The organism is Micromonospora sp. L32 (assembly GCF_052068055.1).
GTDB lineage: Bacteria > Actinomycetota > Actinomycetes > Mycobacteriales > Micromonosporaceae > Micromonospora > Micromonospora purpureochromogenes.
This window is the reverse complement of record NZ_JBQHDD010000010.1, coordinates 6,690-33,534: the sequence shown is the minus strand read 5'-3', so window position 1 is coordinate 33,534 and position 26,845 is coordinate 6,690. Positions and strand designations below refer to the sequence as shown.

Here is a 26,845-nt window from a genome sequence, read left to right as displayed (position 1 = left end):
AGGTGTGAGTCATGGTGCAGTTCGCCGTCAACCCGACCCGGTTCGACCCGTACAAGAACTTCAAGTTCCGGGTCAAGTGGGACGGCCGGTACGTGGCCGGGGTGAGCAAGGTCAGCGCGTTGAAGCGGACCACCGAGGTGGTCAAGCACCGCGACGGCGGCGACCCGTCCACCAGCCGCAAGTCGCCGGGGCGCAGCGAGTTCGAGGCGGTGACGCTGGAGCGCGGGCTGACCCACGACGCGGAGTTCGCCGCGTGGGCCGGGAAGATCTGGGCGCTGCACGCCGGGCTCGGCTCCGAGGTGTCGCTGGCCGACTTTCGCCGGGACATCACCATCGAGCTGCTCAACGAGGCCGGCCAGGTCGCCCAGTCCTACCGGCTGTTCCGGTGCTGGGTGTCGGAGTACCAGGCGCTGCCGGAGCTGGACGCCAACGCCAACGCGGTGGCGATCGAGCACATCAAGCTGGAGAACGAGGGCTGGGAGCGCGACGAGGCGGTCGCCGAGCCGGCCGAGCCCCGGCTCGGGTCGTGACCGGAGGGCGGCCGCTGAGCGAGGCGGAGCTGGTCTCCGCCTGGGACCACGCGCTCGACCGGCCGGCGGCACACCGTCCGCTGGTGCTGCTCGGCCGCCCCGACGCCGACCGGCTGCCGGTGGGCGCGGTGGCGGCCCTGCTGCTGCGGACCGCGGGGGAGTGGACCGGTGGGCGGGTGGAGACCATCATGGACTGTCCGGCCTGCCCGGAACGCCTCGAGGTGGGCTTCACCGTGGCCGAGCTGCTGGCCGCCGCGCCGGAACCGGCCATCGGCACGTTCACCCTGGACTGGCGGGGGCACCGGCTGACGCTGCGCCTGCCCACGCCGGCCGACCTGGCCGAGGCGGCACGCGCGGGTGACCCGGCGGACGCCGAGCGCCGGCTGCTCCAGCGCTGCCTGGTCGCCGCCGAGCCGCCGGTGGCCGAGCCGGATGAGCTGCTGCCGGCCGTGTCGGCGGCGATGGCCGAGCGCGACCCGCTCGGGGTGGTCGCCGTGGCGCTCACCTGCCCGGCCTGCGGCACCGAAGCCGAGGCCCTGCTGGACCTGCCCGCCTGGGCGTGGCAGGCCGCCGACGCCCGGGTCCGGCGGCTGCTCGGCGAGGTGCACCGGCTGGCCCGCGCGTACGGCTGGTCGGAGGCGGAGGTGCTGGGCCTGGGCCCGCACCGCCGGGCCGCGTACCTGGAGCAGGTGCCATGACCGGCTACCTGGCCGCGCTGGCCGCCCTGGCCGTGGGCAGCGCCCACCGGCTCCAGCCGCGCACCCTCGGCCGGTTCGAACCCGAGCAGCCCGAGCCGGGCGGCGGGTTCGAGGCGTACGACCTCGAGCGGGACGCCCCGGTACCACCGCGCCCCGCGACCCGTCCGGTGGCCGCGCCGGCCGCGCCGCCCGGCACGCTGACGCCCGCCGCCGCGCCACCGCCGGTGCCACCGCCCGGGCCGCCGGCGGCGGCCACCGCGCCGGCGGTCGAGCCGGTGGCCGTGCCGGCCGTCCCCGCCGCCCCGCCGCGCGAGCCGGCGCCGCCGCGCCCGGCCGCGCCCCCGCCGGTCACCCGGGAGGAGACGACCCGGGTGCTGCGGGAGGTCACCCTCGACCGGGCGGTGACCGGGCGCCCACCGGCCGGGCCGGCCGCGCCGCCGCCCCCGCCCGCCGCGCCGGCCCCGCCGCCGCAGCCGGCACCGCCCCCGGTCACGGCGCCCGTGGTACGGCCCGCGCCGCCCGCCCCGCCGACGCGCGTCGCACCGGTGACCCGGGCCGCCGTCCGGGCACCGGAGCGGCCCACCGTGCACGTCCATATCGGCCGGATCGACGTCCGGCTCGCCCCCGGCCAGCGCCCGGTCGCCGCCGCCGGGCCGCCGGTCCCGCCCGCCGCCCCGCCGCCCGCCGCCGAGCCGGGGCCGGCCCCCGAGCTGGAGGCCTACCTGCGCGACCCGGGAGGGCCACGATGAGCACCGCGTACGCCCTCGCCGCGGTCACCGCGGTGCTGCGCGGCCAGCTGATGGCCTACCTGCGCGCCACCGGCGCCTCCTCGGCCGTCGGCGGGGTGACCGTGTCCGCCGGCCCGCCCGACCGGGTGACCGTGGGCAACCAGGAGGGCAACCAGGTCAACCTGTTCCTGAACCGGGTCACCCGCAACCCGTCCTGGGCCAACCTCGGCCCGCCGCCGCGCGACGCGGCCGGCGACGACGTCGCCGCGCCGCCGCTCGGCGTGGACCTGCACTACGTCGCGAGCGTCTACGGCCACGACCCGCTGACCAGCGAGATCCTGCTCGGGCACCTGCTGGCGATGCTGCACGAGACGCCGGTGCTCACCCGCACGGCGATCCGCCGGTCCCTCGCGCCCGACCCGCCGGACCCGACCCTGCCCGCACCGGTCGCCGACTCCCGCCTCGCCGAGCAGTTCGAGCAGCTGCGGCTCACCACCACCAACAGCCCGGGCGGGGAGGAGACCTTCCGGGTCTGGTCGGCGTTCAGCGCGCCGTACCGGACCAGCGTCTTCTTCGACGTCTCGGTGGTGCTGATCGACCCGGTGCGCGGTGCGCGGGAACCGCTGCCGGTCCGCGCGGTCACCGCCGGCACCGTCGACGTCGCCGGACCCGAGGTCGACCAGGTGCGGGCGGACGGCCCGACCGGCACCCCGGTCACCGCCGGGGCGACGCTGGTGGTCACCGGCCGCAACCTGTCCGGCCGGGACACCCGGATCCGGATCGGCGCGGCCAGCGCCAGCCCGGCGTCCGCCACCGCCGGGGAGCTGCGGGTGCCGCTGGCCGCCTTCGACCGGCCGGTGCCGGCCGGGATCTCCGGACTGGTCGTCACGCACGCGGTCGACCTCGGCGACCCGCCCAGCCCCCGACCGGCGCTCAGCTCGGACGCGGTGCCGGTCACCTACCGTCCGCTGATCACCGTCGCGCCCGGCGACGTGGTGGTCGACTCCACCCGCACCGTCGACGGGGTGCCGCTGCGCACCGGCGCGGTCACCGTCACCGTCGACCCGCGCGTCGGCGCGACCCAGCAGGTGACCCTCTCGCTGACCGGCGGCACCGGCACCGTGCTGCCCGCACCGCCCGGCAACGGCGTCGCGCCGGGCGCCGACGGCACCGACCGGATCCGCTTCGGCTTCCGCGACCTGCCCGCCGGTACGTACCTGGCCCGGCTGCGGGTGGACGGGGTGGACAGCCCGCTGACCGCCGACCCCTCCGGCCGGTACACCGGACCGTCGGTGGTGCTGTGATGCCCGCCCCGCGCCCCGCCGCCCGCTGGCCCGCCCCGCCGGTCGCCGCCACCGCCGACGACGGGCTGCCCGCCGAGGTGGACCGGATCCGACTGCTGCTCAAGGGCGAACCGGCGGACCCGCCGCCGGCCGGCTGCCCTGCGCTGGACCGGATCGCCGCCGGCTTCGGGCTCAGCGGGTTCGAACGCGACGTCCTGGTCGCCGCGATCGCCGGGGAGCTCGGGCTGCTCGACCGTCCCCCCACCTTCGCCTGGTGCCTGGACACCCTGCCCGGCCCGCACTGGGACGCGCTGGCCGCCGACCGGCCGCTGCGCGCCGCCCGGCTGGTCGAGCTGGGTGACGGGCCGCTGCCGCACGCCCCGGTCCGTCCCGACGAGCGGATCCTGCACGAGGTGCGCGGCGCCGGCCGCCTCGACGAGCGGCTCCGGCCGTACCTGGCGGACCTGCCCGCCCCACCGGCCACCCTGCCGGCGAGCCGGCGACGGGCCGCGACCCAGCTGGCCGAGGCGTGGCAGGCCGGCCGCCGCGCGCTGCGGATCTGCGGGCCGGACCGGGCCGACCGGACCGACGTGGTCGCGCTGGCCGTCGCCACGGTGCGGCGTACCGGTCACCGGGTCTCCGCCGTCGACCTGCCCCGCGCCGTCACCGACCGGGACGCCTTCGCCCGGCTGTGGAACCGGGAGGTGGTACTGGCCGACCCGGTCCTGGTGGTCGAGCTGGCCGGCGACGAGCCGCCCGAGCTGCTGACCACCGTGGAGTACCTGCTGGCCCGGATCATCGGTGACGTCCTGGTCTCCACCCCACGGGCCGTGCCGCTGCACGGGGTCGGCGTCGGGCCGGTCGTGGACCGGCCGACCCGCGACGAGCAGCGGGAGCTGTGGCGGCGGGTGCTGCCCGGCCGCACCGGCGGACCGGCCGCCGCACTGGCCCGCGAGTTCGACCTGGCGCACAGCGACATCCTCGCCACCGCCGGACGGCCCGGCGCCGATCCGGTCACCGCCGCCCGCGACCTGGTCCGCGCCGGGGTACGCCGGGACCTCGACGGCCTCGCCGAGCGGATTGAAGTCCGGGCCGGCTGGGACGACCTGGTGCTGCCCGCGCCGGCGCGCGAGCAGCTGCGCCAGCTCACCGCCGCCGCCGCGGGCCGGGTGCTGCTCGCCGAGCGGGGGTTCGGGCAGCGCACCGCCCGGGGGCTTGGCGTCACCGCGCTGTTCGCCGGGCCCAGCGGCACCGGCAAGACCCTCGCCGCCGAGGTGGTGGCCGGCGCGCTCGGCCTGGACCTGCACCGCATCGACCTGGCCACCGTGGTGAGCAAGTGGATCGGGGAGACCGAGAAGCAGCTGCGCCGGATCTTCGACGCCGCCGAACGCGGCGGCACCGTGCTGCTCTTCGACGAGGCCGACGCGCTGTTCGGCCGGCGCTCGGAGGTGAAGGACAGCCACGACCGGTACGCCAACATCGAGGTGTCGTACCTGTTGCAACGGATGGAGCAGTACCGGGGCGTGGCGGTGCTGACCACCAACATGCGCACCGCGATCGACCCGGCGTTCCTGCGCCGGCTGCGGGTGGTGGTCCCGTTCGGACACCCCGGCCCGGCCGAGCGGGCCGACCTGTGGCGGCGGGCCTTCCCGCCCGGGCTGGCCACCGACGGCCTCGACCTGGCCCGGCTGGCCGAGCTGGACCTCACCGGCGGGGACATCCACACCATCGCCCTGCGCGCCGCGCTCGTCGCGTCCGGCGACGGCGCCCTGATCGGGATGCGACACGTCCTCGACGCGGTCGCCGCCGAGTACGCCAAGCACGACCGGCCCGCGGACCCGGGGCTGTGGACATGAACATCGAGGTGGACGTCCGCGAGCTGGTCCTCACCGGGGTCGAGGTGCCCGACCCGGCCGCGCTCGCGACCGCCGTGACCGCGGCGCTCACCAGGCTGCTCACCGACCGGGGCCTGCCGAGGAGCGCCCCCGCGCCCGGGCCGCTGCGCGCCCGCCCCGACGCCGACCTGCCGGCCGCCCTGGCCGAGGCGATCTGGGCCGGGTTGGGCCGCCCCGGACACCCGGAGCCGGGCCGATGACCGAGCGCGAGGCGGCGGTCCACGCCGCGCCGGCCCCGGACCGGGACGACGCCCCGGCGCGGGACGAGGCGCTGGCCGCGCTGACCAGTGACCTGGTCGGCCGGTGGGCTCCCACGCTGGGCCTGCGGCCGGACGCCGTGCGGGTGCACCTCGGCGACGCCGGGCGCCGGGCCGGCAACCACGGCGCCCGGGGCCTCTTCGCCGACGGGGCGCTCTACCTGGCCCCCGGCTTCGACCCGCGACGGGCCGCCGGGCGGGCCCTGCTGGCCCACGAACTCGGGCACCTGGCGCAGGCGAGCGCGGCGCCCGGGGCGTACCCGAACCGGACCGACCCGGAGGCCGAGGCCCGGCAGCTCGCCGAGGCGGCCGCGGCCGGCCGGCCGCTGTGGGCGCCGGCGGCGCGGCTGCCCACCGGCGCGGTCGCCGCCGACACCGGCGCCGTCGCCACCGCCCCGTCGCCCCCGGCCAGCACGGCGGCGGCGAGCGAGACCGAGACCGGGCTGCTGGAGTCGCAGCTCAGCGAGATCGTCGACCGGCGCTACCGCGCGGAACGGGCCCGGCTGATCGACCTGCTCGACGGGTTGTGGGTCTCCGGCGACGACGTGCGGGGCTGCCTGCGGGTGCTCGACACGATGCCCTTCCTGGTCGCCCGCAACCTGGTGCACAGCCTGCCCGCGAACCGCCGCACCGACCTGGCCCGCAACCTCGACGACGACCACCACCGGCTCTACCCGGGCGCCGCCCTCGCCGCGCTCGGCGGCCAGACGCCCTACCTGCTGCGGGTCCTGGAAGCCGGCAACGTGCACGGGCTGAGCACCGAGGGGCTCGGCCCGGTCGAGCGGCGCACGGCGCTGAACGTGGTGCGCGCGCTGCGCGACAGCGTCCTGCGGGAACTGCTCAACGGCGACCGCAAGGTCTTCTTCCACGCTCTGGTGGCCGAGCGGACGCCACGCGGCACCGACGCCGCCGCGCTGCGGGCGCAGCTCACCGCGCTGGGCGGGGTCGACGACGAGAGCCGGCGGCTGGACGGGGACGCCGACCTGCGGACGGTGTCGCGGCGGGCCGAGCGGCTGATCGGCGAGCACCGGGCCCCGGCGGCGCTGGACCTGCTCGCCGCGCTCGCCACCGCGCCGCCGACCGCCGGGGGCGCGGCCGCCACCGCGCCGAGCGGCGGCGCGGCCGGCGCGGGTACGGCCACCGCCGGCCCGCCGGAACCCGGTGCGCGGCTGCGCCACGTGGTACGCCGGCTCGACGAGGCCGGCCGGCTCGACGTGCTCCTCGACGACCTGCCGTGGGAGGAGAAGCGGATCGGCGCGACCCTCGGCCCCCGGCTGCTCGTCGTCCTGGCCGCCCGCGAGGAGCACCAGAACCTGACCCGGATCGAGGGGCTGCTGTCGTACGGGGTCTTCGACTGGGCGATCCGCGACCACGAGGCCCGCTTCGCGTACCTGCTGGTGCGCAGCCTGCCGCTGGCGGCGCAGGACCGGTGGCGGCGGCTGGAGCAGGGCCGGTGGTTCGCCCGGCTGGAGGAGAACATCCCCGCCGAGGACATCCTCGGCGGCCGGTACACCGGGGTGGGCAGCTTCGCCGAACCGCTCGACCCGGCCCGCCGCAGCGCCGGGCAGGTCGACGCCGGTCGGGTCGTCGAGGAGATCCACCGGGAGGTGCAGGCCGGGTTGGACGGGCCGCGGGCGGTCGCGCTGGTCCGCCGGCTGATCGGCCTCGACCAGCCGACCGGCGCGGTGACCGGCGCAGCGGCCGCCCGTGGCCGGGAGACGCTGCGCACCGCCGTCCACCGGCTCGACGCGCTGCGCGACCTGGACCGGATCCTCGACGCGCTGCCCGACGCCCACCTCACCCACGAGATGTGGCGGACCGAGGTGCTGGACCTGCTGGCCCTGCGGGACCCCGCCCACCTGGAACGGCAGGCCCGCCAGCTGCTCGCCGTGGGCCTGACCGACTGGGCGGTCAACCCGCGCGAGGCGTGGCTCGCCTTCCAGCTGGTGCGGAACCTGCCGGTGGCCGACCAGGCCCGGCTGGAGGCCGAGGACCCGGACCGCTGGGCCCGGATGCGCTCGGCGATGACCCCGGAGATGCGGGCCTCCCTGGCGGTCACCGCGATCTCCGGCCCGCGCCGGATCGAGGCCCGCGACCAGCTCCGCGACCGGCTGCGCGACGACCGGCTGTGGCGGGCGGACCGGGCCACCGAGCTGCGCTCGCTGATCGTCCAGCTGTACGCCCTCGACGACCGCCGCTGGGTGTTCCTGCGCTCCCGCGACGTCCGGGCCGACCAGGTCCCCGGCCTGCGGGAGCTGGTCGACCAGCTGCGGCTCTACCACGCCCGGTTGCGGCCCTCGTTCGAACCCGAGACGCTGCGCACCGACGACGCGCCCACCGTGGTCGGTGACCTGGCCCGGCTGGTCGCGGTCGGGCTGAAGCTGCTCTTCCTCAGCCGGACCGGGCTGAGCATGTTCACCCAGGAGGTCACCCTCCGCGAGTTCGACCTGCACGACGCGCAGTGGATCAGCGGCGACCTCGGCGGCGCCCGGCTGAGTGACACCGACCGCGCGCACACCAACCACCTGTCCGCGTCGGTCGACGCCCGGCAGGGCATCCTCCGCGTCCGGCTGCCCCGGCTGGAGCTCGACGGGTTCAACCGGACGTTCACCGGCAGCTCCCTGCGCACCGGCCGGGTCGTCCTCACCGGCCTGGACATCGTGGCCTCCTTCTCCGACCGGGGCTACGAGCGGCCGGTCGGCGCGCAGGCCGGAATGACCGGGCTGAGCGTCTCCGACGTGGTCTACGCCAGCGACTCGCTGCCGGGCGGCATCCTCGGGCTGACCCGCTTCGGCCTGTCCAGCCTGGCCTTCCGGGCCGGGGCGACCGGTCGGGAGGACGTCACCGAGCCCAGCCGGCGGGGCTGGATCGGTATCCCGCTGATCGACCCGCTGATCCACCTGCTGCACAACGTGATCTCCTTCTACGGCGGCCTGCCGTTCCTGTCGAAGATCAGCGACGCGTTGCTCGCCCCGTACACGGCCGGGGCGCCCTTCCTGGCCCGCCAGTTCGCCTCGCTGAGCGCCGGGGAGATCTTCACGCCGCTGGCCAACGCCACCATCGGCCTGCTCACCGACGGGGTGATGCGCCCGCCGCGCACGGTGGGGGAGCGGGCCACCGACGCGGTCGCCATGCTGCACTCGCTGCGGGTCAGCTTCGCCAGCGCCACCGCCGAGGGGCTCTCCTTCGCCGGGATGCAGCAGGTCGGCCGGATCGAGGTCGGCCGGACCCTGATCGGGCTGGGCAACAGCCTGCCGGCCCGGCTGCGCGCCGAGCAGGACTCGCTGCGCGAACGGCTCGGCCGGGCGACGGTCGCCGAACGGGCCGCGCTGCAGGACCGGCTGAGCCAGGTGACCCGGCAGCTGACCGAGCTGGAGCCGCTCGAGCGGGAGCTGCACCGGCTGGAGACCCGACACCGCTGGAACGCCGAGTCGCTGACCGAGCCCGAACGACGTCGCCTGGTCGCGCTCTCGGACCAGCTCCGCCAGACGGCGGGCGGCACCCTGGACATCGGCGGGATCCGGGTGACCGGGCTGACCGGCCGGGTCGAGGCCGCCGGTCTGGAGATCGACCCGATCCACGCCGAGGGCTCGGTGCCCTCCCGGTCGGGCGAGTACCTGCCCGACGACGAGCTGATCGCCCGGTTCCGCCGGGACCGCACCGCCCCGGACGCCGCCACCCTCGCCCGGGGCAGCACCGCGTCGGTCACCGCCGCCGGCGTACGACTGCTGCCCGGCGCGGACGGGCAGCCCGCGCTCCGGGTCACCGCCGCCGAGCTGCCCACCCGGGAGCAGGTCGCCGCCCAGCTCGCTGCGCTGCCCGACGAGCCGCAGTGGGCGGCGCGCCGCGCCGAGCTCACCCGCTGGCTGACCGACCTCGACCGGCTGCGCGTCCTGGCGGCCCGCCCCGCCGAGCCGGTGGACGCGGCGGGCCGGTACGTCCCGGGTCACCGCAGCGCGGCCGAGGAACGCGAGTTCCAGGAGCTGCGGGAACGGGCCCGGCGGTACTTCGGCCTGTCGGTCGGCGGGCTGACCGTCAGCGGGCTGAGCGCGGGCCTGGACCCGGCCACCCTGGGCGCCGAGATCCGGGTGGCCGAGGTGACCGCCACCGACGTCCGCAGCGGCGCGACCACCGTGGACCGGATCGAGGCCCACCGGCTGCGCGCTCGCGCCGACCTGGACGTCACCGGCGGCGGCCTGCTCCCCGCCGAGCTGAGCGGCCCGGCCACCGAGGCCGGCCTGCCCACCGGCCGGGCCGCCGCGGGTTTCGGCGTCGGCGACCTCACCGTCACCGGACTGTCCGGCCCGGGTACGACGGCCGGACGGATCGCCTTCACCGCGCCCGCCCGCGCCGACGGCAGCCCCGGCGAGGCGATCCACGGCCGGGTGGTGCCGCAGGGTGACGACCTGCGCCTGCCCGACCTGGTCGTGGAACGCACCGAGCTGACCGGGGTCACCATGCGGTCGGCGACCCGCAGCCTCTACTCCCGGGGCAGCACCCGGATCGGCCGGATGAGCCTCGACGTACTGGTCCGCACCGCGCCCGCCGCCACCGGCCGGCAGGTCCGGGGCGCGCTGATCCGCACCATGGTGATCGACCGGATCGACGCCGACCGGATCGGCATGGACGTCACCGACCCGGCGCCCGGCTACAGCGTGGAGGTCGTCTCCGGCGCGCTGGTCGGCGTCCGGGTGCAGGACCTGGAGCTGGACCTGTCCGGCGAGGAGCTGACCTACTCGGGCCGGCTGAGCATCGGCCAGCTTGACCAGCTCCGGTTCAGTGTGCTGTCCCGGGCGCTGCAGGGCGGCCCGACCACCATCACCGGCACGGTCGGTGGCCAGCCCGTCGGCCCGGCCGCCGCCGTCACGGTGGACCTGATCCGGGCCGGCGCGCACCGGGTCGACCCGGCCACCGGCCGGATCCTCAGCGACCCCACGGACAGCCAGCAGATCACCCTCAGCGGCGTCACCCTCGCCGACACCACCCTGCGCACCCCCGACGGCTCGGTCACCGTCCGCCGGGCCGGGCTGGGCGGCCGGATCGTCACCGAGCACGCCGGCGGGCTGCGGTTCGAGGACATCGGCCCGTCCCGGATCGAACTGTCCGGGATCGACTGGCGGGCCGGCGACGGCCGGATCGTCTCCCACGGCCCCACCGTGCTGGACGGTCTCACCGTCACCGGCCGCTGGGACAGCGCCCCGGAGCGGACCGGTCCCGACGGGCAGGTCCGGCCGCCCGGCGACGCCGAACTGCTCGTCGAGCGCCTGCACATCGACCGGATCACCAGCCGGGACCTGCGCTACCGCAGCGGGGTCCTGGACGTCGGCCTGGGCCGCCCGGTGCCCACCCCGGCCGGGCAGCCGGACCTGCCGCCGCTGGAGATCCTCGACGTGAACGTGCGCGGCCTGCGCTGGTCGCGGGCGGCGGGGCTGGTCGCCGGCCGGATCACCACCGGCGCCACCCGGCTGGAGATCGCCGGGCGGGTCGACGCGGCGCTGCGGGTCGACGCCGCGCTGTCGGCCGCCCAGATCACCCTGGCCTTCGGCCGGGGCGGCCACGTCGAGGCCCGGGTCACCGGCGCGGAAGGGCACCTGGGCACCGGCCCGAACCCCGGCGAGCACACCCAGCACGTCCAGTTCGAGGGACTGGACACCGGCCTGGTCAGCATCCGCCCGGACGGGATCGACATCGGCGCGAACGGCGGCCCGGGGCTGCGGCTGGCGACCGTGTCGGTGGACGCGCTCGACTGGCAGGGCCAGTCCCTCGGCCTGCGCATCCGGCCCGGCGAGGGCGCCATCACCCTGCTCGACATCCGCGCGCGGGCCCGGATCGACCTGCACCCGCCGGGCACGCCCGGCGGCCGGTTCCGCCGGCTGCTGCTGCGCGAGCTGGTGGTCGGGCAGACCCGGGCCAGCGGGCTCCTGGTCGACCTCGGCGACGGCACCACCATCCGGCTGGCCACCGACCAGGAGACGGTCCTCGGCGAGCTGCGGCTGCGCCCCACCCCGCCGCTGGACGGCTTCCTGGTCGAACCGACCCACACCGCGCAGGGCATGCGGATCATGGGCGGGCTGGACCTGGGCGCGATCAGCGCACCCCGGGTCGGCTTCGACATCGGCACCTTCCTCTCCGACGGCACCGCCGACTTCGGCGCGGCGGGGCTGACCGTCGACTTCCTCGACCACGGCGGCCTGCGACTCAACCTGCGCCAACCCACCCTCACCGCGATCCGGGCCCAGGTCACCGCCGACGCCCGACGGGAGCTGCGCCTGCTCGGCGCGCCCCACGACCGGCCGGAGTACGGGCTGCGGTTCACCTCCATCGGCTACGAGCAGGGCGGTGCCGGCCTAGGCCCGAGCGGGCCCCCGCCCGCCACCATCACCGCCACCGGTGGCGAGATCAGCGGCCTGACCTTCGTCGACCACGGCATCGGGTTGTACGTGTTCGTGCAGCGCGGCCTGCTCGGCGACCTCACCCACGAGATCACCTCCGGCGCGGGCGAGCTGCCCTCGCTGGACATCCGCGACGCCACCTTCGCGCTCGACCTCGGCATGCTGCTGGGCGGCGGGCCGAGCCCGACCCCCGCCCCGACCACCAGCCAGCAGCGCCGCCGCGAGATGGCCGCCGCCTGGGACGGGCTGCTGCGCATCCTGAACACGTACCACCTCAGCGAGGTCCTCGACAGCCTCAACGGCCGGCTGGACTTCGACGTGGTGCACTCCGGGTTCGTCTGGGGCGAGCGGACCTGGGAGGCCCGGCTGGCGTTCCACGACGGGGCGCTGGACTACCGGCGGATGACGGGCGCGCTGCCGTGGTGGACACCGGGGCGGTTCACCATGGAGGGCGAGGAACTCGTCTACCGGGTGACCCTGCCCGCCGTCGCGGACCCGTCCGGGCTCGGCCCGCAGGAGCCGAACACCGTCGACCTGCTGCGCTGGCGGCTGCCCACCGGCGAGGTCCGGCCGGCCCGGGAAGAGCACCTGATCCGGTTGAACCGGCTGCTGCGGCCCACCCCGGAGTCCCGGGACGAACTGCTGCACACCATCGCCGACGTCCAGAGCGACCAACCGTCGCCGCCCGGACGGCTGGCGATCCGCAACATCGACGCCGATCTGTCGGTCAACAACCCCCGGGAGATCACCCTCCCGCTCGGCGGCGCCAATGAGATCGTCCTGGCCCCCGACGCCCTGCTCGGCCTGCGGATCGGCGGCGGGATCAGCCGGGCGGCCGACGGCAGCGACCAGCCGGGGGCGCTGCGGCCCATCTCCCTGAGCAGCGCGACCGTCGCGCGGGTGAACCTGCTCTTCACCGGCCTGGGCCTGCAGACCGGCCAGATCCGGGTCACCGACCTGACCAACTGCTCGCTGACCTTCGACGGGCTCAACCCCCGGCAGTTGCAGGGGCGGATCACCCGGGCCGTCGCGGAGCGGATCCGCTGGCGCCGACCCTCGACAGGAGGCACCCCGTGACCAGTCCGCTCAGCCCCCGCCTGCTCCGCGCCGGCCTGGTGGTCCTCGACCCGGACAGCGGCCGGACCCGGCGGGTGATCACTCTGCAGTACAACCCGGACGCGCTGACCCGGGGCTTCCAGCTCAAGACCGGCGGCGCCGAGGGCGGCGCGAAGGGCGAGGCGCTGCGGATCACCGGACCGCCGGTGCAGACGCTCACCCTGGAGGCCGAACTGGACGCCGCCGACCAGCTCGCCGAGCCGCGGTCCAACGCCGACGCGGTGGAGCTCGGCCTGACCGCGCAGCTGGCCGCCCTGGAGTCGCTGGCCTATCCCAGCCTGACCGCCGTGCAGGACGCCGCGGCGCTGCTGGCCGCCGGAACCCTGGAGGTGGTGCCGCCACCGGCGCCGCTGGTGCTGCTGGCCTTCGGGCGGCGCCGGCTCTGGCCGGTACGGATCACCGAGCTGACCATCACCGAGGAGGCGTTCGACCCGATGCTGAACCCCATCCGCGCGAAGATCCGGCTGGGCCTGCGGGTGCTGACGGTCAACGACGTCGGCACCGCCGGCCGGGCCGGTGGCCTCGCCATGGCCGCCCACCAGCAGCTCGAACAGCTCGCCGGCCGGGCGCGCGGCGGCCGGCTGACCGACCTCGGAATCGACCGGCTGCCGTGACCGCGCCGCTGCCGCCCGAGACCGACCCGGCCCTGGTCGCCGCCCGCAGCCGGGTCGCCGAGACGCTGCTCGCCGCGACCGGCGGCAGCACCGCCGGCGTACCGGTGGGGGGCACGATCGCGCCGGAGAGCCGGTACGCCACGGTGGGCACCGCGGTGACCGTGGACCCGGACACCGGGCAGGAGGTCGTCCACCTGCGCCGCCGGTTCGTGCCGCCCGCCGACCGGCTCGCCACCGCCGGCTGGGAGCAGGTGGCCGACGGCGACCGGGTCGACCTGCTGGCCGCCCGTACGGTCGGCGACCCGACCGCGTTCTGGCAGCTCTGCGACGCCAACGGCGCCTTCGACCCGGCCGAGCTGGAGCAGCCGGGCCGGGTGGTCCGGGTCGCGCTGCCCGAGGGGTTCCCCGGAGCCGGCGATGCCTAGGGGAGTGCGGCTGCAACTGCTGGTCGGGCCGCTGACCTTCGGGCCCGCCCCGTACGAACTCGTCGAGGCGTTGCAGGAGGCGCAGGTGACCCAGAACGCCGGCCAGCGCTCCGGCTTCCAGCTGCGGTTCGCCCTCGGCCGAGGTTCGCTGGTGGAGCGGATGCTCGCCGACGGCAGCCTCGACCCGCCGACCCGGGTGCTGCTGGTCCTGCACCTGGACGGCCGCCCGCAGGTGCTCTCCGACGGCGTGGTGACCCGCCACGACGTGGCCCGCAGCAACGAGGCCGGCGCGTCGACGCTGACTCTGACCGGGGTCGACGTGAGCCAGATGATGGACCTGATCGACCTGTCGGGCCTGCCCATGCCGATGCCCGCCGAGGCCCGGGTGCTCACCCTGCTGGCGCCGTTCGCCGCGTACGGCGTGGTGCCGATGCTGGTGCCCAGCGTGCTGGTGTTCGCCCCGAACCCGATCCAGCGGGTCCCGGCCGTGCGCGGCACCACCTTCGCGTACGTGTCGCAGCTGGCCGACGAGGTCGGCTACACCTTCTACGTGGAGCCGGGTCCCACGCCCGGGATGAACACCGCGTACTGGGGGCCGGAGGTCCGGGCCGGGCGGGCACAGCCGGCGCTGACCGTCAACGCCGACGCCTTCTCCAACGTGGAGTCGCTGTCCTTCTCGTTCGACGGGGTGCAGAAGACCGTCTACCTGCTCACCGCGTTCCCGGAGCAGGTCCGGGTACCGATCCCGCTGCCGGTGCCGGACGTCAGCCCGCTGAACCCGCCGCTGGGCCGCAAGATCCCGATCCCGCTGTCGTACCGGCGGATGAACATCGGCCGGGCGGACCCGAGCCGTACCGACGACGCCACCGCCCGGATGGACGTGGTGCAGACCCTCGCCCGGGGCCTGGCCCGCGCCGCCCAGTCGGCGAACGTGATCACCGGCTCGGGCTCGCTGGACGTGCTGCGCTACGGCCGCCTGCTGCAGTGCCGCCGGCTGGTCGGGGTGCGCGGCGCCGGACGCGCCTACGACGGCGAGTACGCGGTGAAGAGCGTGACCACCACGGTCAAGGCCGGCGAGGTCAAGCAGCGGTTCAACCTCAGCCGCAACGCCCAGATCTCCACCTCGGGAAGGGTCGACGTATGACCAGGTACTACGGCAAGTATCGCGGCACGGTGGTCAACCACATCGACCCGTTGCAGCAGGGCCGGATCCAGGTGACCGTCCCCGACGTCACGCTCCCGCCGTCCACCTGGGCGATGCCCTGCTTCCCGCTGGCCGGCATCCAGTCCGGCATGTACGCGGTGCCGCTGCCCGGCACCGGGGTCTGGGTGGAGTTCGAGCAGGGCGACTCCGACCACCCCATCTGGACCGGCTGCTGGTACGGCTCGAAGGCGGAGATCCCCGCCCTGGTGTCCGCCGCCCCGCCACCCACCCCGCCGATCGTGCTGCAGACCCCCGGGCAGGCCACGGTGATGGTCTCCGACGCCCCGGGGCCGGCGGGCGGCATCCTGCTCAAGACGCTCACCGGAGCGATGATCTCGATAAACGACACCGGAATCGTCATCTCCAACGGCAAGGGCGCCTCGATCACCCTGGTCGGGCCGACCGTGGCCGTCAACCAGACCGCGCTGACGGTGACCTGATGCCCGGCCCGCTGCTGCACGTCGGCGCCGTGCTCTCCTGCCCGCACGCCGGGCCGGTCACCCCGCAGACCGGCAACTCCCGGGTGCTGGTGGGCGGCCTGCCGGTGGTGACCGCCGCCGACGCGTACCCGGTGACCGGCTGCCCGTTCCAGGTGCCGGTCGGCGCGGGCACCAAACCCCAGCCCTGCGTCCGGATCCAGTGGACCACCCCGGCGGCGCGGGTGCTGGTCAACGGCCAGCCGGCGATGCTCGCCACCAGCGTCGGGCTGGGCGTGAGCGCCGAGGGCATCCCGCAGGGGCCACCGACGGTGGCCGGCTTCCAGATCAGGGCGGTGGCGTCGTGACCTACCCGGCCTTTCCCTGGCGTCCCGACAACCGGGGTCGCTCCGGGCTGGCGAGCCCGCAGCGGCACGTCGCCGACCTGGTCGAGGCGGTGCTGTTCACCTCGCCCGGCGAGCGGGTGAACCGGCCGGACTTCGGCGCCGGCCTGGGCCAGTTGCTCTTCGCCCCGGTCGACGAGGCGGTGGTCGGCGCGGCCGAGTTGCAGGCCCGCAGCGCGTTGCAGCGCTGGCTCGGCGACCTGATCGAGGTCGACGACGTCCGGGTCGACCTGGCGGAGGCCACGGTCCAGGTGCACGTCGGCTACCGGCTGCGCGCCACCGGCCGGCCGGCCGAGGTCGCCATCGTGAGGGGGAGCAGATGACCGTGCGGTGCACCGACGACGAGCGCCGGGCCGAGGTGGCCCGCCCGGGCAGCGGGTTCAACGGCATCGACTGGATCGAGGTGGACGCGGCCGACCAGAAGCTGCTGCGGGTGGGGTTCCTGCACCCGCTGCCGGGCCAGCCCGACGGGGTGCCCACCGGCGCCGCGCTGGCCGCCGGCAACGTGATCGTCGAGGGCGGGGTGCGGATCACCGGCGTACGGGTGGTCAGCGTCTCCGCCGCCGGCGCGGAGCTGACCGTCCGGGTGGATCGGGCCGGCGACTTCTCCCCGTACACGCTGCGGCTGGTGCGCTCCGCGGTGGACGACCGGGTGCCGGCCGGCTTCGACCCGGTGCTGGCCGAGGCGACGTTCTCCTTCAAGGCGAACTGCCCGAGCGACCTGGACCCGGCCCCGGCGGCCCCGGCCGGGCCGCCGCCCCGCCCGGCCGGCGCGCCGGCCGACTACCTCGCCAAGGACTACGCGGGGTTCCGGCGGCTGATGCTGGACCGGGTGGCGGCCCTGCCCGGCTGGGCGGAACGTAACCCGGCCGACCCGCTGATCACCGTGGTGGAGGCGCTGGCGCACGTCGCCGACCGGCTCTCGTACCGGCAGGACGCCGCCGGCACCGAGGCGTACCTGGGCACCGCCCGCAGCCGGATCTCGGTCCGCCGGCACGCCCGGCTGCTGGACTACGCCGTCCACGACGGCTGCGCCGCCCGCGCCTGGCTCAGCGTGCGGGTCACCGCCGGTTCGGACGCCGAGACCCAGGGCATCCCGGCGGGCACCCCGGTCCTGGCCGCCGACCGGGCCACGCCGGCGGTGCCGGCCGCCGACGCGGTGGCGCTGCTGGCCGGCGGCGCCACCGGGTTCGAGACGCTGACCGCGCTCACCCCGCAGGCCAGCCGCAACGAGATCGCCCTGCACGTGTGGGGCGGCCGGGACTGCTGCCTGCCCGCCGGCGCGGTCGGGGCGACCCTGCTCGACCAGCCGGCCACCGGCCTGGCCCCCGGCGACCTGCTGCTGCTGGAGGAGGTGGCCTCGCCGGAGACCGGGCGCCGGGCGGACGCCGACCCGACGCGGCGGCAGGTGGTCCGGCTGACCTCGGTACGCGCCGGCACCGACCCGGTCGCGCGGGTGAACGTGCTGGAGGTCGGGTGGAGCGCCGCCGACCGGCTGGCCTTCCCGCTCACCGTGACCGCCCCGGTGGCCGGCTCCGGCACCGACCACCTGGTCACCTGTGCGGTCGCCCGGGCCAACGTGGTGGCCGCCCAGCACGCCATCGGAGTACGCGGTCAGCTCCCGCCCGCCGAGGAGACCCGCTGGCGGCCGCTGCTGACCGCCGAGCCGGTGGCCGCGGCCACCCCGTTCCCGGCCGACACCCCGGCCAGCCAGGCGCTGACCCAGGACCCGCGCGCCGCGCTGCCGCTGATCCGGCTGGAGACCACCGAGGGCAGTTGGCGGCCCCGCCGGGACCTGCTCAACGCCGACCGGTTCGACCAGGGGTTCGTGCCCGAACGCGAGGGCGACGGCCGGGTCGTCCTGCGCTTCGGCGACGACGTGTCCGGTCGCCGCCCACCGGCCGGCACGGTGTTCGAGGTGACCTGGTGGCGCGGCGGCGGCGCGGCCGGGAACCTCGGCCACGACGCCCTGACCACCCTGGTCACGGAGCGCTCCGGCGTGCTGGCCGTGACCAACCCGCTGCCCGCTGTCGGCGGCACCGACCCGGAGGACACCGAGCACGCCCGCCAGCACGCCCCGGTCGCCTTCGGAACCCAGGAACGGGCGGTGACCACCGCCGACTGGGTGGCCGCGGCGCTGCGCCTGCCGGAGGTGGACAACGCCACCGCCCGGATCCGCTGGACCGGTTCCTGGTGGACGGTGTTCCTCACCCTCGACCTGCGCGGCGGGCAGCGGCTGGCCGGCGAGCCCGGGCTGGCCCGCCGGCTGGCCGGGCGGCTGGACCGGTTCCGGGTGGCCGGGTACGACCTGCAACTGCGCGACCCGGTCGACCTGCCGGTCGAGCTGCGGCTGTGGGTGTGCGTCACGCCCGGGGCGTTCCGCTCCGACGTGCGGCGGGCCCTGCTGGACCTCTTCTCCGACCGGGACCTGCCCGACGGGAGCCGGGGCTTCTTCCACCCGGACCGGTTCAGCTTCGGCACGCCGCTCTATCTCAGCCAGCTGCTCGCCGCCGCCGTCACCGTCCCGGGTGTGACCGACGTACGGGTCACCGAGCTGCACCCGGTCGGGGTGGCGCCCGGCGGCGAGCTGACCGCGCGGGTGCTGCGCGCGGGCGACACCGAGGTGATCCGCCTCGACAACGATCCCAGCGTGCCCGAGCACGGCATCCTGCACCTCGACCTGGTGGGTGGACTGTGACGACACGAGCGGGCCGTGGGCCCAACCCGCCCGGCCGGGCCGGCGTGAACTACCGGCTGGGCCGGCAGGCGGACTTCGCCGCCGACATGCTCGCCCGGCTCGGGGCCCGCCCCGAGCTGGCCGGGCTGACCACCCGCGAGGTCGACGACCCGGCCGTGGCCCTGCTGCACGCCTGGGCGACCACCCTGGACGTGCTCGCCTTCTATCAGGAGCGGATCGCCAACGAGGGCTTCCTCGGCACCGCCACCGAGCGCGGCTCGGTGCTGATGCTGGCCCGGGCCATCGGGTACGAGCTGCGGCCCGGTGTCGCCGCGACGACCTGGTTGTCGTTCACCGTCACCGCCACCCCCGGCGCGCCGGACGGGGTGCCGATCCCGGCGGGCAGCCAGGCGCAGAGTGTGCCCGGCCCCGGCGAGCTGCCGCAGGTGTTCGAGACCGTCGAGCCGCTGGTCGCCCGGCCGGAGCTCAACGCGGTGGGGCTGCGGGTCACCGAGCCCCGGCCGCCCCGCCCCGGCGACGAGACGCTGACGCTGGCCGGCGCCGACACCGTCCTGCCGGCCGGCAGCGTGCTGCTGGTGCTCGGCCCGGACTGGTTCGACGTGCGGCGGGTCCGGGCCGCCACGGCGGTGCTGCCCGCGCCGCAGGCCGGCGGGGACGGCCGGCAGGTGGTGCCCGCGTACACGGTGGTGACGCTGGACGCGCCGCTGGCCGCGCAGGTCCTCCCGGTCGAGCTGCGCCCCCGGGTCACCGGGGTGCAGGTGCACCTGCTCGCGCAGCGGGCCGCGCTGTTCGGCTTCAACGCCCAGCCGTGGTCGGCGCTGCCGGTGGCGCTGCGGGTCGGCGAGCTGAACCCGGGCACCAGCAACCAGGTGCTGCCCGGCGCGTACGCCGCCCGCAAGGACAGCTGGGCGGACGCCCCGCTCGCCGCCGCGGACCGCAACCTGCACCTGGACCAGTCGTACCCGGCGATCCTGGCCGGCTCCTGGGTGGTGCTGGAGACCGCCGGGGCGGCGCAGGTGCGGTGGGTGAGCGCGGTGGCCGAGGTGCCGGTGGCGGACTTCGGCATCGCCGCCCGGACCACCCGGATCACCGTCACGGGCGGCGACTCGAACACGTTCTCCCGGCGGAGCACCACCGTGCTCGGCGACAGCCGGCAGCTCGCCGTGGCCCCGCGACCGGAGACCGCCCCGCTGGCGAAGGTGGCCACCCTGGAGCTGGCCCGCCCGACGCCCGGCCTGGCACCCGGCCGCCGGCTGGTGCTCACCGGCGTCGACCCGACCGGCGCGGCGGTCTCCGAGGTGGTCACCGTGCTGCGGGTGCGCGGCCCGGCCACGGTGGATCTCGACAGCACCATCGCCCACACCTACCGGCGCGACAGCGTCCGGGTGCTCGGCAACGTGGCGAAGGCGACGCACGGCGAGAGCCGGGCCGAGGTGCTCGGCGGCGGCGACGCCCGGCAGGCGTTCCAGCGGTTCACCCTCCGGCACGCGCCACTGACCCACGTACCCGCCGCCACCGCCAGCGGGGCGCGCACCACCCTGGCGGTCTGGGTGGACGGGGTCCGCTGGCAGGAGGTCCCCGCGCTGCTCGGCCAGGCTCCCACCGCCCGGGTCTACACCGTCCGCCGGGCCGACGACGGCACCGTCACCGTCACCTTCGGCGACGGCCGCACCGGCGCCCGGCTGCCCACCGGGCAGGACAACGTGGTGGCCACCTACCGGTCCGGCATCGGCCGGTCGGCCGACCTGGCGGCGGGGCGGCTGACCATTCCGCTGTCCCGCCCGCTGGGTCTGATGGAGGTCACCAACCCCGTCCCGGCGGCCGGCGCCGACGACCCGGAGAACGTGGACCGGGCACGGCGCAACGCGCCGCTGGCGGTGCGTACCCTCGGCCGGGTCGTCTCCCTCGACGACCACGCGGACTTCGCACGGGCCTTCGCCGGCGTCGGGAAGGCCCGCGCCGACCTGGTCTGGGACGGCGAGCGGCAGATCGTCCTGCTCACCGTCGCCGGGCCGGACGGCGCCGCGATCCCGGACGGCGCGCAGCTGCGCACGGACCTGCTCCGCGCGCTGGACGCCGCCCGGCAACCCGCCGTGCCGGTCCGGATCCTCGGCCACCGCCGCCGCCGGGTCGCGGTGACCGCCCGGCTGCTGGTCGCCCCCGGCCACCGCTTCGTCGCGGTCGCCGCCGCGGCCCGCGCGGCCCTGGTCGCCGGCCTGTCCTTCGCCGCCCGGGACTACGCCCAACCGGTACGCGCCAGCGAGGTGCAGGCCCTGCTGCACCGGGTGTCCGGGGTGGCCGGCGTGGTGCTGGAACTCCTGCACGACGCGGAGCTGCCCCCGGGCCGGGCGGACGTGATCGTGGCCGCGCCGGCCCGCCGCGCCGGCGACCTGTTGCTCCCCGCCGACCTGCTCACCGCGGACGCCGGCGACGTCACCCTGCTGGAGGCATCGTGAGGGCCGAGGAGATCTGGGGGCTGCTGCCCGCCGCGCTGCGCAGTGCGGACGAGGCCGCCGGGGGCGTGCTGCGCGCCCTGGTCGAGGTGATGGCCGAGCAGACCGCCCGGCTCGGCGCCGACGTCGACCAGCTCTCCGACGACTGGTTCGTGGAGACCTGCGCCGAGTGGGTGGTGCCCTACCTGGGCGAGCTGGTGGGCGCGGGCCGGCTGCACCCACTGCCCGACGCGGCCGCCTTCTCCGACCGGGCCCGGGTGGCCGACACCATCCGGTTCCGGCGCCGCAAGGGCACCGCCGCCGCGCTGGAGGAGCTGACCCGGGCGAACACCGGCTGGAGCACCGCCGCCGTCGAGTTCTTCGAGCGGCTGGTGATCACCCAGCACGTCAACCACCCGAAGACCGCGCCGGCCACCGCGGCGATCCGGGCCGCCGGGCCGCTGGAACTGGTCGGCGGGCCGTTCGAACCGGTCTGCCGCACGGTCGACGTGCGGGCGATGGGTGCCGGCCAGGGCCGCCCGAACATCCCCAATATCGGCATGTACGTGTGGCCGCTGCCGTCGTACCGGCTGGACCGGGCCACCGTCGCCCCGGCGGCGGACCCGCCGGACGGCCGGTGGTGGATCGAGCCGGTCGGGGTGGGGCGGCAGCTGACCGGGCCGACCGTGACCGAGCCGGACATCGACCACCGCGCCGACGAGGCGAACGTGCCCGGCCCGTTGCGCCGCCGCCCGCTGCGCGACGAGCTGGCCGCGCTGGGCTCCGCCGCGCCGCCCGCCCCGGAGGAGCTGCGCTGGTTCCGCGAGGACGATCCCTCCTTCGTGGTGTGGATCCAGCCGACCGCGGCGGACGAGTTGCGCGCCGTACCCCTGGAACACCTGCGGATCTGTGACCTGACCGGGTGGGAGCTGCCCACCGGCAGCCTGGTCCGGGTCGACCCGGTGCTCGGCCGGGTCACCGTCGCCGCCGGGCGGCCGGTGCACCGCCTGGCGCTCTCCTGGTGGTACGCGTTCAGCGCCGACGTCGGCGCCGGCCCGTACCCCCGCCGGGGCGACCTCGGCCCGGCCGGCGGCCCGGTGGACTGGCAGCTCGGGGTGAGCGCGACGGAGCCGCCCCGCGCGGGCGAGGTGGTCGCCTCGCTCGGCGAGGCCGTCACCGCCTGGCACGACTGGCAGGCGGCCCATCCCGGCACCGCCGGCCGGATCGTGCTGCTGGACAGCCACCGCTACGCCGAGACCGTCTCGGTGCGCGTCGGGCAGGGCAGCCGGCTCACCCTGCTGGCCGCCCAGTGGCCCCGGCCGCCGGACCGGCCCCGCCGGCAGACCGACCTGGACCCGGTCGGGGTACGGCCCTGCCTGCTGGGCGGCCTGGCGGTCACCGGCGCCGGCGCGGGGGACCGCCCCGGCGAACTGGTCGTCGACGGCCTGCTGGTGGCCGGCCCGGTGACGGTGGCCGCGCCGTCCGCCGGCGGCCCGGGGCTGGGACGGCTGGAGCTGCGGCACTGCACGGTCGGGCCCGGCGCGACCGGGCTGACCGTGGCGGCCGGCAACGAGCGGGTCGAGGTGGCGCTGCACCGGTGCGTCACCGGGTCGCTGGCCGTCGGCGACGGCCCGCTCACCGTCACCGACACCCTGGTGCACGGCGGGATCGGCGCCGCGGACGCCGAGGTCGAGCTGGCCGGGGTGACCGTGCTCGGCGCGACCGGCGCGCGGGTGCTGACCGCCACGGACTGCCTGCTCGACGGGGTGGTCACGGTGGCCCGCCGGCAGCAGGGGTACCTGCGGTTCAGCTACCTGCGGCCCGGCTCGGTCACCCCGCGCCGCTACCGCTGCCAGCCGGACCTGGCCGTGCAGGCCCGCCCCGGCGACCCGGACGTGGCCACCCGGGTCGGGCCGGCCTTCGCCAGCACCCGGTACGGGGACGCGACGTACGGCCGGCTCGCCGAGACCGCCGCCGCCGAGCTGCGCAGCGGCGCGGAGTCCGGTGCCGAGATGGGCGCGTTCCGACGCGCGCTCACCCCGCAACGCCTCAACAACCTGGCCCTCGCCCTGCGGGAGTACCTGCCGCTGGGGCGGGTGGCATCTCCCTTGCCCGTGCTGCCGACCGGAGGAACCACACCATGAAGGGCGACATCAGCCGCTCGACGTTCGACCAGCGGCGGCACGCGACGAGCGTGCGCAAACAGCAGGGCCGGGTGGACCTGGACGCGGACTGGAACGAGCAGCAGGACATCCAGGCGCACCTGCGGGCGACCGCGCTGACCGACCTGGTCGGCCCGGCCGGCGCGCCGCTGGCCAACGGGGCGTTCGCGCTGACCGGGGGCGGCGGCGACCTGAAGCTGTCGGCCGGCCGCTACTACCTCGACGGGGTGCTCTGCGAGAACGACGCGCAGATGTCCGTCTTCGCCCAGCCCGACCTGCCGGCCGCCGGTCCGTTCGTGCGCAAGCTCGACGGCACCTGGCTGGCCGCCGGCGCCGCCGTCCCCGCCGGGGTCTACGTGGCCTGGCTCCAGGCCTGGTCGCAGCACGTCACCGCCATCGAGGACGCCAGCCTGCGCGAGGTGGCCCTGGGCGGCCCGGACACCGCTACCCGGCTGCGCACCGTCTGGCAGGTCCGGCTGGTGCAGGCCGGCCCGCCGAACACCCCGGTGGGGTGCGCCGACACCCCGCCCGGCTGGGCCGAGCTGACCGCCGGCTCCACCGGCACCCTCGCGGTCCGCGCCGATCCCACCGGCGCTCCGGGCGGCGACTGCGTCATCCCGACCGGTTCCCCGTACACCGGGCTGGACAACCAGTGCTACCGGGTGGAGATCCTCGCCGGCGGCGCTCCCGGCGCGGCGACCTACGTGTGGTCCCGGGACAACGGTTCCACGGTGGCGACCTGGGAGAGCATCGACGTCGACGTGCTGACGGTGAAGGTGCCTGGCCGCGACGGCAGCGCGGGCTTCGCCAACGGGTCCTGGGTGGAGCTGACCGACGACACCCGGGAGCAGAACGCGACGCCGGGCACGCTGGTGCAGGTCGACCGGGTGGAGGGCGACCGGATCGTGATCCGCCCGGCCACCGCCACCGGCAGCCTGAACCGCGCCGACTTTCCCCGGCGGCCCCGGGTGCGCCGCTGGGACGGCCGGGGCACCATCCCCACCGGCGGCGCCGAGCTGGACCTGGAACTCGGCATCAAGATCCGGTTCGGCGCGGCGGGCAGCTTCCGGACCGGGGACTGGTGGTCCTTCCCCGCCCGCTCGGCGGTGCACGACGTCCAGTGGCCGAGGACCGGCACGACGCCGCTGCCGCAGACCCCGCACGGCCCGCGCCGGGCCCACGGCCGGCTGGGCGTCCTCGGGTACGACGGCAGCCAGTGGAGCGTGCTGCGCGACTGCCGGCCGGTCTTCGCCCCGCTCACCGGCCAACTGACCCTGAGCCTGCTCGGCGGGGAGGGCCAGGAGGCCGTGCCGGTGCCGAACAGCCCGGCGACGCTGGTGCCGCTCGGCCACGACCTGGTGGCGGGCGTCTCCACGGGCGGCCAACCGGTCGCCAAGGCCCGGGTGCGGTTCACCGTCACCATCGGCCAGGGGAAGCTGACCGCCGGCGCGACCACCGCGAGCACGGTCACCGTGGAGACCGGCATGGACGGCCGGGCCCGCTGCGCCTGGCAGCTCGACTCGGGCACCGCCACCCAGGAGGTCACCGCCCAGCTCCTCGACGAGGCGATGCAGCCGGCCCACCTGCCGCTCACCTTCACCGCAAGCCTCTCCCGCGCCGACCGGGTGTCGTACGACCCGACCGGGCGGCCGTCGCTGGCCGGGGCGACCACCGTGCAGGCCGCCATCAATCAGCTCGCCGCGGCCAGCACCGGCGGCTGGGCGACGCTGACGCTGCGGCCGGGCATCGACTGGGTGCAGGCGTTGAACACCCTGCCCGCCGGGGACGCGCTGATCTGCTTCGCGCCCGGGCTCTACACCAGCAACACCCCGGTGACCTTCAGCAACCGGGCGAACATCCGGCTGCTCGGCAGCGGGCCGGCGAGCCGGATCCAGGTGCAGGGCCACGAGTACGCGCTGCTCTTCGCCAACTGCGGCTCGGTGTCGGTGTCGCACCTGTTCGTGGAGACCCCGGGGCCGGCCGACAGTTCGGGGCGGCTCGGTCCGGTCAGCGCGATCAACTGCAAGGAGGTGACCGTCGAGCACGTCCGGCTGGCCGGGGTGGCCGGCGCCGCGCCGCGCAGCACCTGCCTGACCGTGCGCAACGACCAGGGCACCCCGCCCGGCCGGGTCCGGGTGCTCGACTCGGACTTCCTGATCGGTCACGGTCAGCAGGGGGTGCTCCTGGTCAACCCGGACCACGCCGTCGTCACCCGGTGCCGGTTCAGCACCCCGCCCCGACCGCTCTCGCTGACCCTCCAGGAGCTGGTCAAGGACGAGAAGTTCCGCGGCGAGCTGGCCACCCAGCTGGTCGGCCGGCTGGCGCTGGACCGGGAGGACCGGCTGGAACGCGGCGACTTCAACACCGTGGTCCGGGTCGGGCAGTGGGGCGTGCGGATGAACTCGACGGTGCCGGAGAGCGAGTGGCGGACCCTGGCCGCCCTGCACCCGCCGACGCCGGAGGACCTTCGCTCGGACCAGAGCGCCGGGGCGTACCTGCACCGGCTGGCGGACCTGGCGGCTGCGGACCCGGGCCGGCTGCCCAGCTACAAGCGGCAGCTCACCTCGCTCAAGGGCCGCCTCGGCGACGCCGCCGGGCGGATCTTCGACACCGACGAGGGTCGCAAGGCGCTGCGGGACTACCTGGTCGGCGAGGGGGTCAACGTGCGCAGGGCCGACGACATCGCCCGGGACCGGCGGGACGTCGCCCTGCCGGCGCCCGGGGCCAGCCTGCGCTTCGACTCCGCCCTCGGGCAGGGCGCCTGGGAGGCGGCGCTGGCCGCGTCGCCGCCGTCGCGCCCGGTGCAGACGCCGTCGGCGGCGGCCAAGCACCTGCGCTCGGTCGCCGACCGGATCCTGCTGGAGCCGGCGTTCGGCGACCGGTACGCCGCCGGGTACCGCAAGGAACTGGCGGCCGCGGCCGAGGCGTCGATCGGGGCCTGCGGGGTGGTGATCGGCGGCGGCACGGCCGTCGGTGACGTGGAGGTCTCCGACTGCCGCTTCGACCAGGTGGCCGAGGGCGTCCACATCGGGGTGTCGTACCACCCCGGTCCGCCCATCCAGGGCCGGACGATCCGGGTGACCGGCAACGACATCCACCTGGTCAAGGCCTGGTGGCGGGGGGAGGGGACGATCCGCGGCATCAAGATCGGCAGCATGCGCAACGTCTTCGTCTCGAACAACCGGATCTCCGTCTCGGGCGGCACCGGCCTGGGGATCTGGGCTTTCGCGGCCGGGGGGCCGATCCTGGCCGTGCGGGACAACCTGGTGCAGAACTGCAACCCCGGCATCATGGTCAACCCGCTCTGGTCGGGCGCCCCGGCGAAGCGCCTCTGGTCGGTGACCGACAACGTGTCGATGGACGGCCTGATCCGGGTCGAGGGCGGAGCACGGAACGCGGGCAACGTGAGCTGAGCTGTCACATGGGTGACTGCGTGGGCTTCCGCGCCGTCCTACGCTTTCGGTGACTGCCACTTAGCACGGTTGCGGATTGCGGATGTGGTCTAGGGGTTCAAGTCCTCTGGTAGTCGCTCAACAAAGGCAAGGCGGGTCCTCACGGGCCCGCCTTGTCTGCGTGTGGGCCCGGTTCCCG

The 26,845-nt window shown here is 76.3% G+C and carries 17 protein-coding genes; all 17 read left to right on the top strand.

The genetic code is table 11. From position 1 onward, the window contains the following. Positions 1-11 precede the first annotated feature (11 nt). The 17 genes from ACTMTB_RS24610 to ACTMTB_RS24530 are packed head-to-tail and all read left to right on the top strand — an operon-like array spanning position 12 to position 26,667. The gene (locus ACTMTB_RS24610) at positions 12-530 is read left to right on the top strand and encodes a phage tail protein (protein ID WP_088961863.1); all 519 of its coding nucleotides are present in this window, start codon (positions 12-14) and stop codon (positions 528-530) included. Further along, positions 527-1,228, top strand: a complete 702-nt coding sequence (locus ACTMTB_RS24605) for a hypothetical protein (protein WP_441148595.1) — start codon at positions 527-529, stop codon at positions 1,226-1,228. The genes ACTMTB_RS24610 and ACTMTB_RS24605 overlap by 4 nt, the downstream gene beginning before the upstream one ends. Next, entirely contained in the window at positions 1,225-1,977 is a 753-nt protein-coding gene (locus ACTMTB_RS24600) for a hypothetical protein (protein ID WP_441148594.1), read from the top strand. The genes ACTMTB_RS24605 and ACTMTB_RS24600 overlap by 4 nt, the downstream gene beginning before the upstream one ends. Then, entirely contained in the window at positions 1,974-3,260 is a 1,287-nt protein-coding gene (locus ACTMTB_RS24595) for a DUF4255 domain-containing protein (protein ID WP_441148593.1), read from the top strand. The genes ACTMTB_RS24600 and ACTMTB_RS24595 overlap by 4 nt, the downstream gene beginning before the upstream one ends. Next, positions 3,260-5,095 (top strand): ATP-binding protein, encoded by a 1,836-nt coding sequence (locus ACTMTB_RS24590; protein ID WP_441148592.1) that lies wholly within the window; start codon positions 3,260-3,262, stop codon positions 5,093-5,095. Before ACTMTB_RS24595 ends, ACTMTB_RS24590 begins: the two co-directional genes overlap by 1 nt. After that, a complete protein-coding gene (locus ACTMTB_RS24585; RefSeq protein WP_441148591.1) occupies positions 5,092-5,334 on the top strand; it encodes a hypothetical protein in 243 nt (80 codons plus the stop codon). Before ACTMTB_RS24590 ends, ACTMTB_RS24585 begins: the two co-directional genes overlap by 4 nt. After that, the gene (locus ACTMTB_RS24580; protein ID WP_441148590.1) at positions 5,331-12,860 is read left to right on the top strand and encodes an eCIS core domain-containing protein; all 7,530 of its coding nucleotides are present in this window, start codon (positions 5,331-5,333) and stop codon (positions 12,858-12,860) included. The genes ACTMTB_RS24585 and ACTMTB_RS24580 overlap by 4 nt, the downstream gene beginning before the upstream one ends. After that, positions 12,857-13,513 carry a hypothetical protein gene (locus ACTMTB_RS24575; protein ID WP_154936630.1) on the top strand — a complete coding sequence of 219 codons (657 nt, stop codon included), beginning with the start codon at positions 12,857-12,859 and terminating at the stop codon, positions 13,511-13,513. The genes ACTMTB_RS24580 and ACTMTB_RS24575 overlap by 4 nt, the downstream gene beginning before the upstream one ends. Further along, positions 13,510-13,938: a hypothetical protein gene (locus ACTMTB_RS24570; protein ID WP_441148589.1), complete on the top strand. Its 429-nt coding sequence runs from the start codon at positions 13,510-13,512 to the stop codon at positions 13,936-13,938. The genes ACTMTB_RS24575 and ACTMTB_RS24570 overlap by 4 nt, the downstream gene beginning before the upstream one ends. After that, positions 13,931-15,082: a hypothetical protein gene (locus ACTMTB_RS24565; RefSeq protein ID WP_441148588.1), complete on the top strand. Its 1,152-nt coding sequence runs from the start codon at positions 13,931-13,933 to the stop codon at positions 15,080-15,082. The genes ACTMTB_RS24570 and ACTMTB_RS24565 overlap by 8 nt, the downstream gene beginning before the upstream one ends. Further along, positions 15,079-15,582, top strand: a complete 504-nt coding sequence (locus ACTMTB_RS24560; protein ID WP_179805109.1) for a phage baseplate assembly protein V — start codon at positions 15,079-15,081, stop codon at positions 15,580-15,582. Before ACTMTB_RS24565 ends, ACTMTB_RS24560 begins: the two co-directional genes overlap by 4 nt. Then, positions 15,582-15,926 carry a hypothetical protein gene (locus tag ACTMTB_RS24555; protein WP_441148587.1) on the top strand — a complete coding sequence of 115 codons (345 nt, stop codon included), beginning with the start codon at positions 15,582-15,584 and terminating at the stop codon, positions 15,924-15,926. The genes ACTMTB_RS24560 and ACTMTB_RS24555 overlap by 1 nt, the downstream gene beginning before the upstream one ends. Next, entirely contained in the window at positions 15,923-16,285 is a 363-nt protein-coding gene (locus tag ACTMTB_RS24550) for a GPW/gp25 family protein (protein ID WP_441148586.1), read from the top strand. The genes ACTMTB_RS24555 and ACTMTB_RS24550 overlap by 4 nt, the downstream gene beginning before the upstream one ends. Further along, positions 16,282-18,660: a baseplate J/gp47 family protein gene (locus tag ACTMTB_RS24545; RefSeq protein WP_441148585.1), complete on the top strand. Its 2,379-nt coding sequence runs from the start codon at positions 16,282-16,284 to the stop codon at positions 18,658-18,660. The genes ACTMTB_RS24550 and ACTMTB_RS24545 overlap by 4 nt, the downstream gene beginning before the upstream one ends. Then, positions 18,657-21,116 (top strand): putative baseplate assembly protein, encoded by a 2,460-nt coding sequence (locus tag ACTMTB_RS24540; RefSeq protein WP_441148584.1) that lies wholly within the window; start codon positions 18,657-18,659, stop codon positions 21,114-21,116. Before ACTMTB_RS24545 ends, ACTMTB_RS24540 begins: the two co-directional genes overlap by 4 nt. Continuing rightward, a complete protein-coding gene (locus ACTMTB_RS24535; RefSeq protein ID WP_441148583.1) occupies positions 21,113-23,236 on the top strand; it encodes a phage tail protein in 2,124 nt (707 codons plus the stop codon). The genes ACTMTB_RS24540 and ACTMTB_RS24535 overlap by 4 nt, the downstream gene beginning before the upstream one ends. Beyond that, positions 23,233-26,667, top strand: coding sequence for a DUF6519 domain-containing protein (locus tag ACTMTB_RS24530; protein ID WP_441148582.1), 3,435 nt, complete (start codon positions 23,233-23,235; stop codon positions 26,665-26,667). The genes ACTMTB_RS24535 and ACTMTB_RS24530 overlap by 4 nt, the downstream gene beginning before the upstream one ends. Positions 26,668-26,845 lie beyond the last annotated feature (178 nt).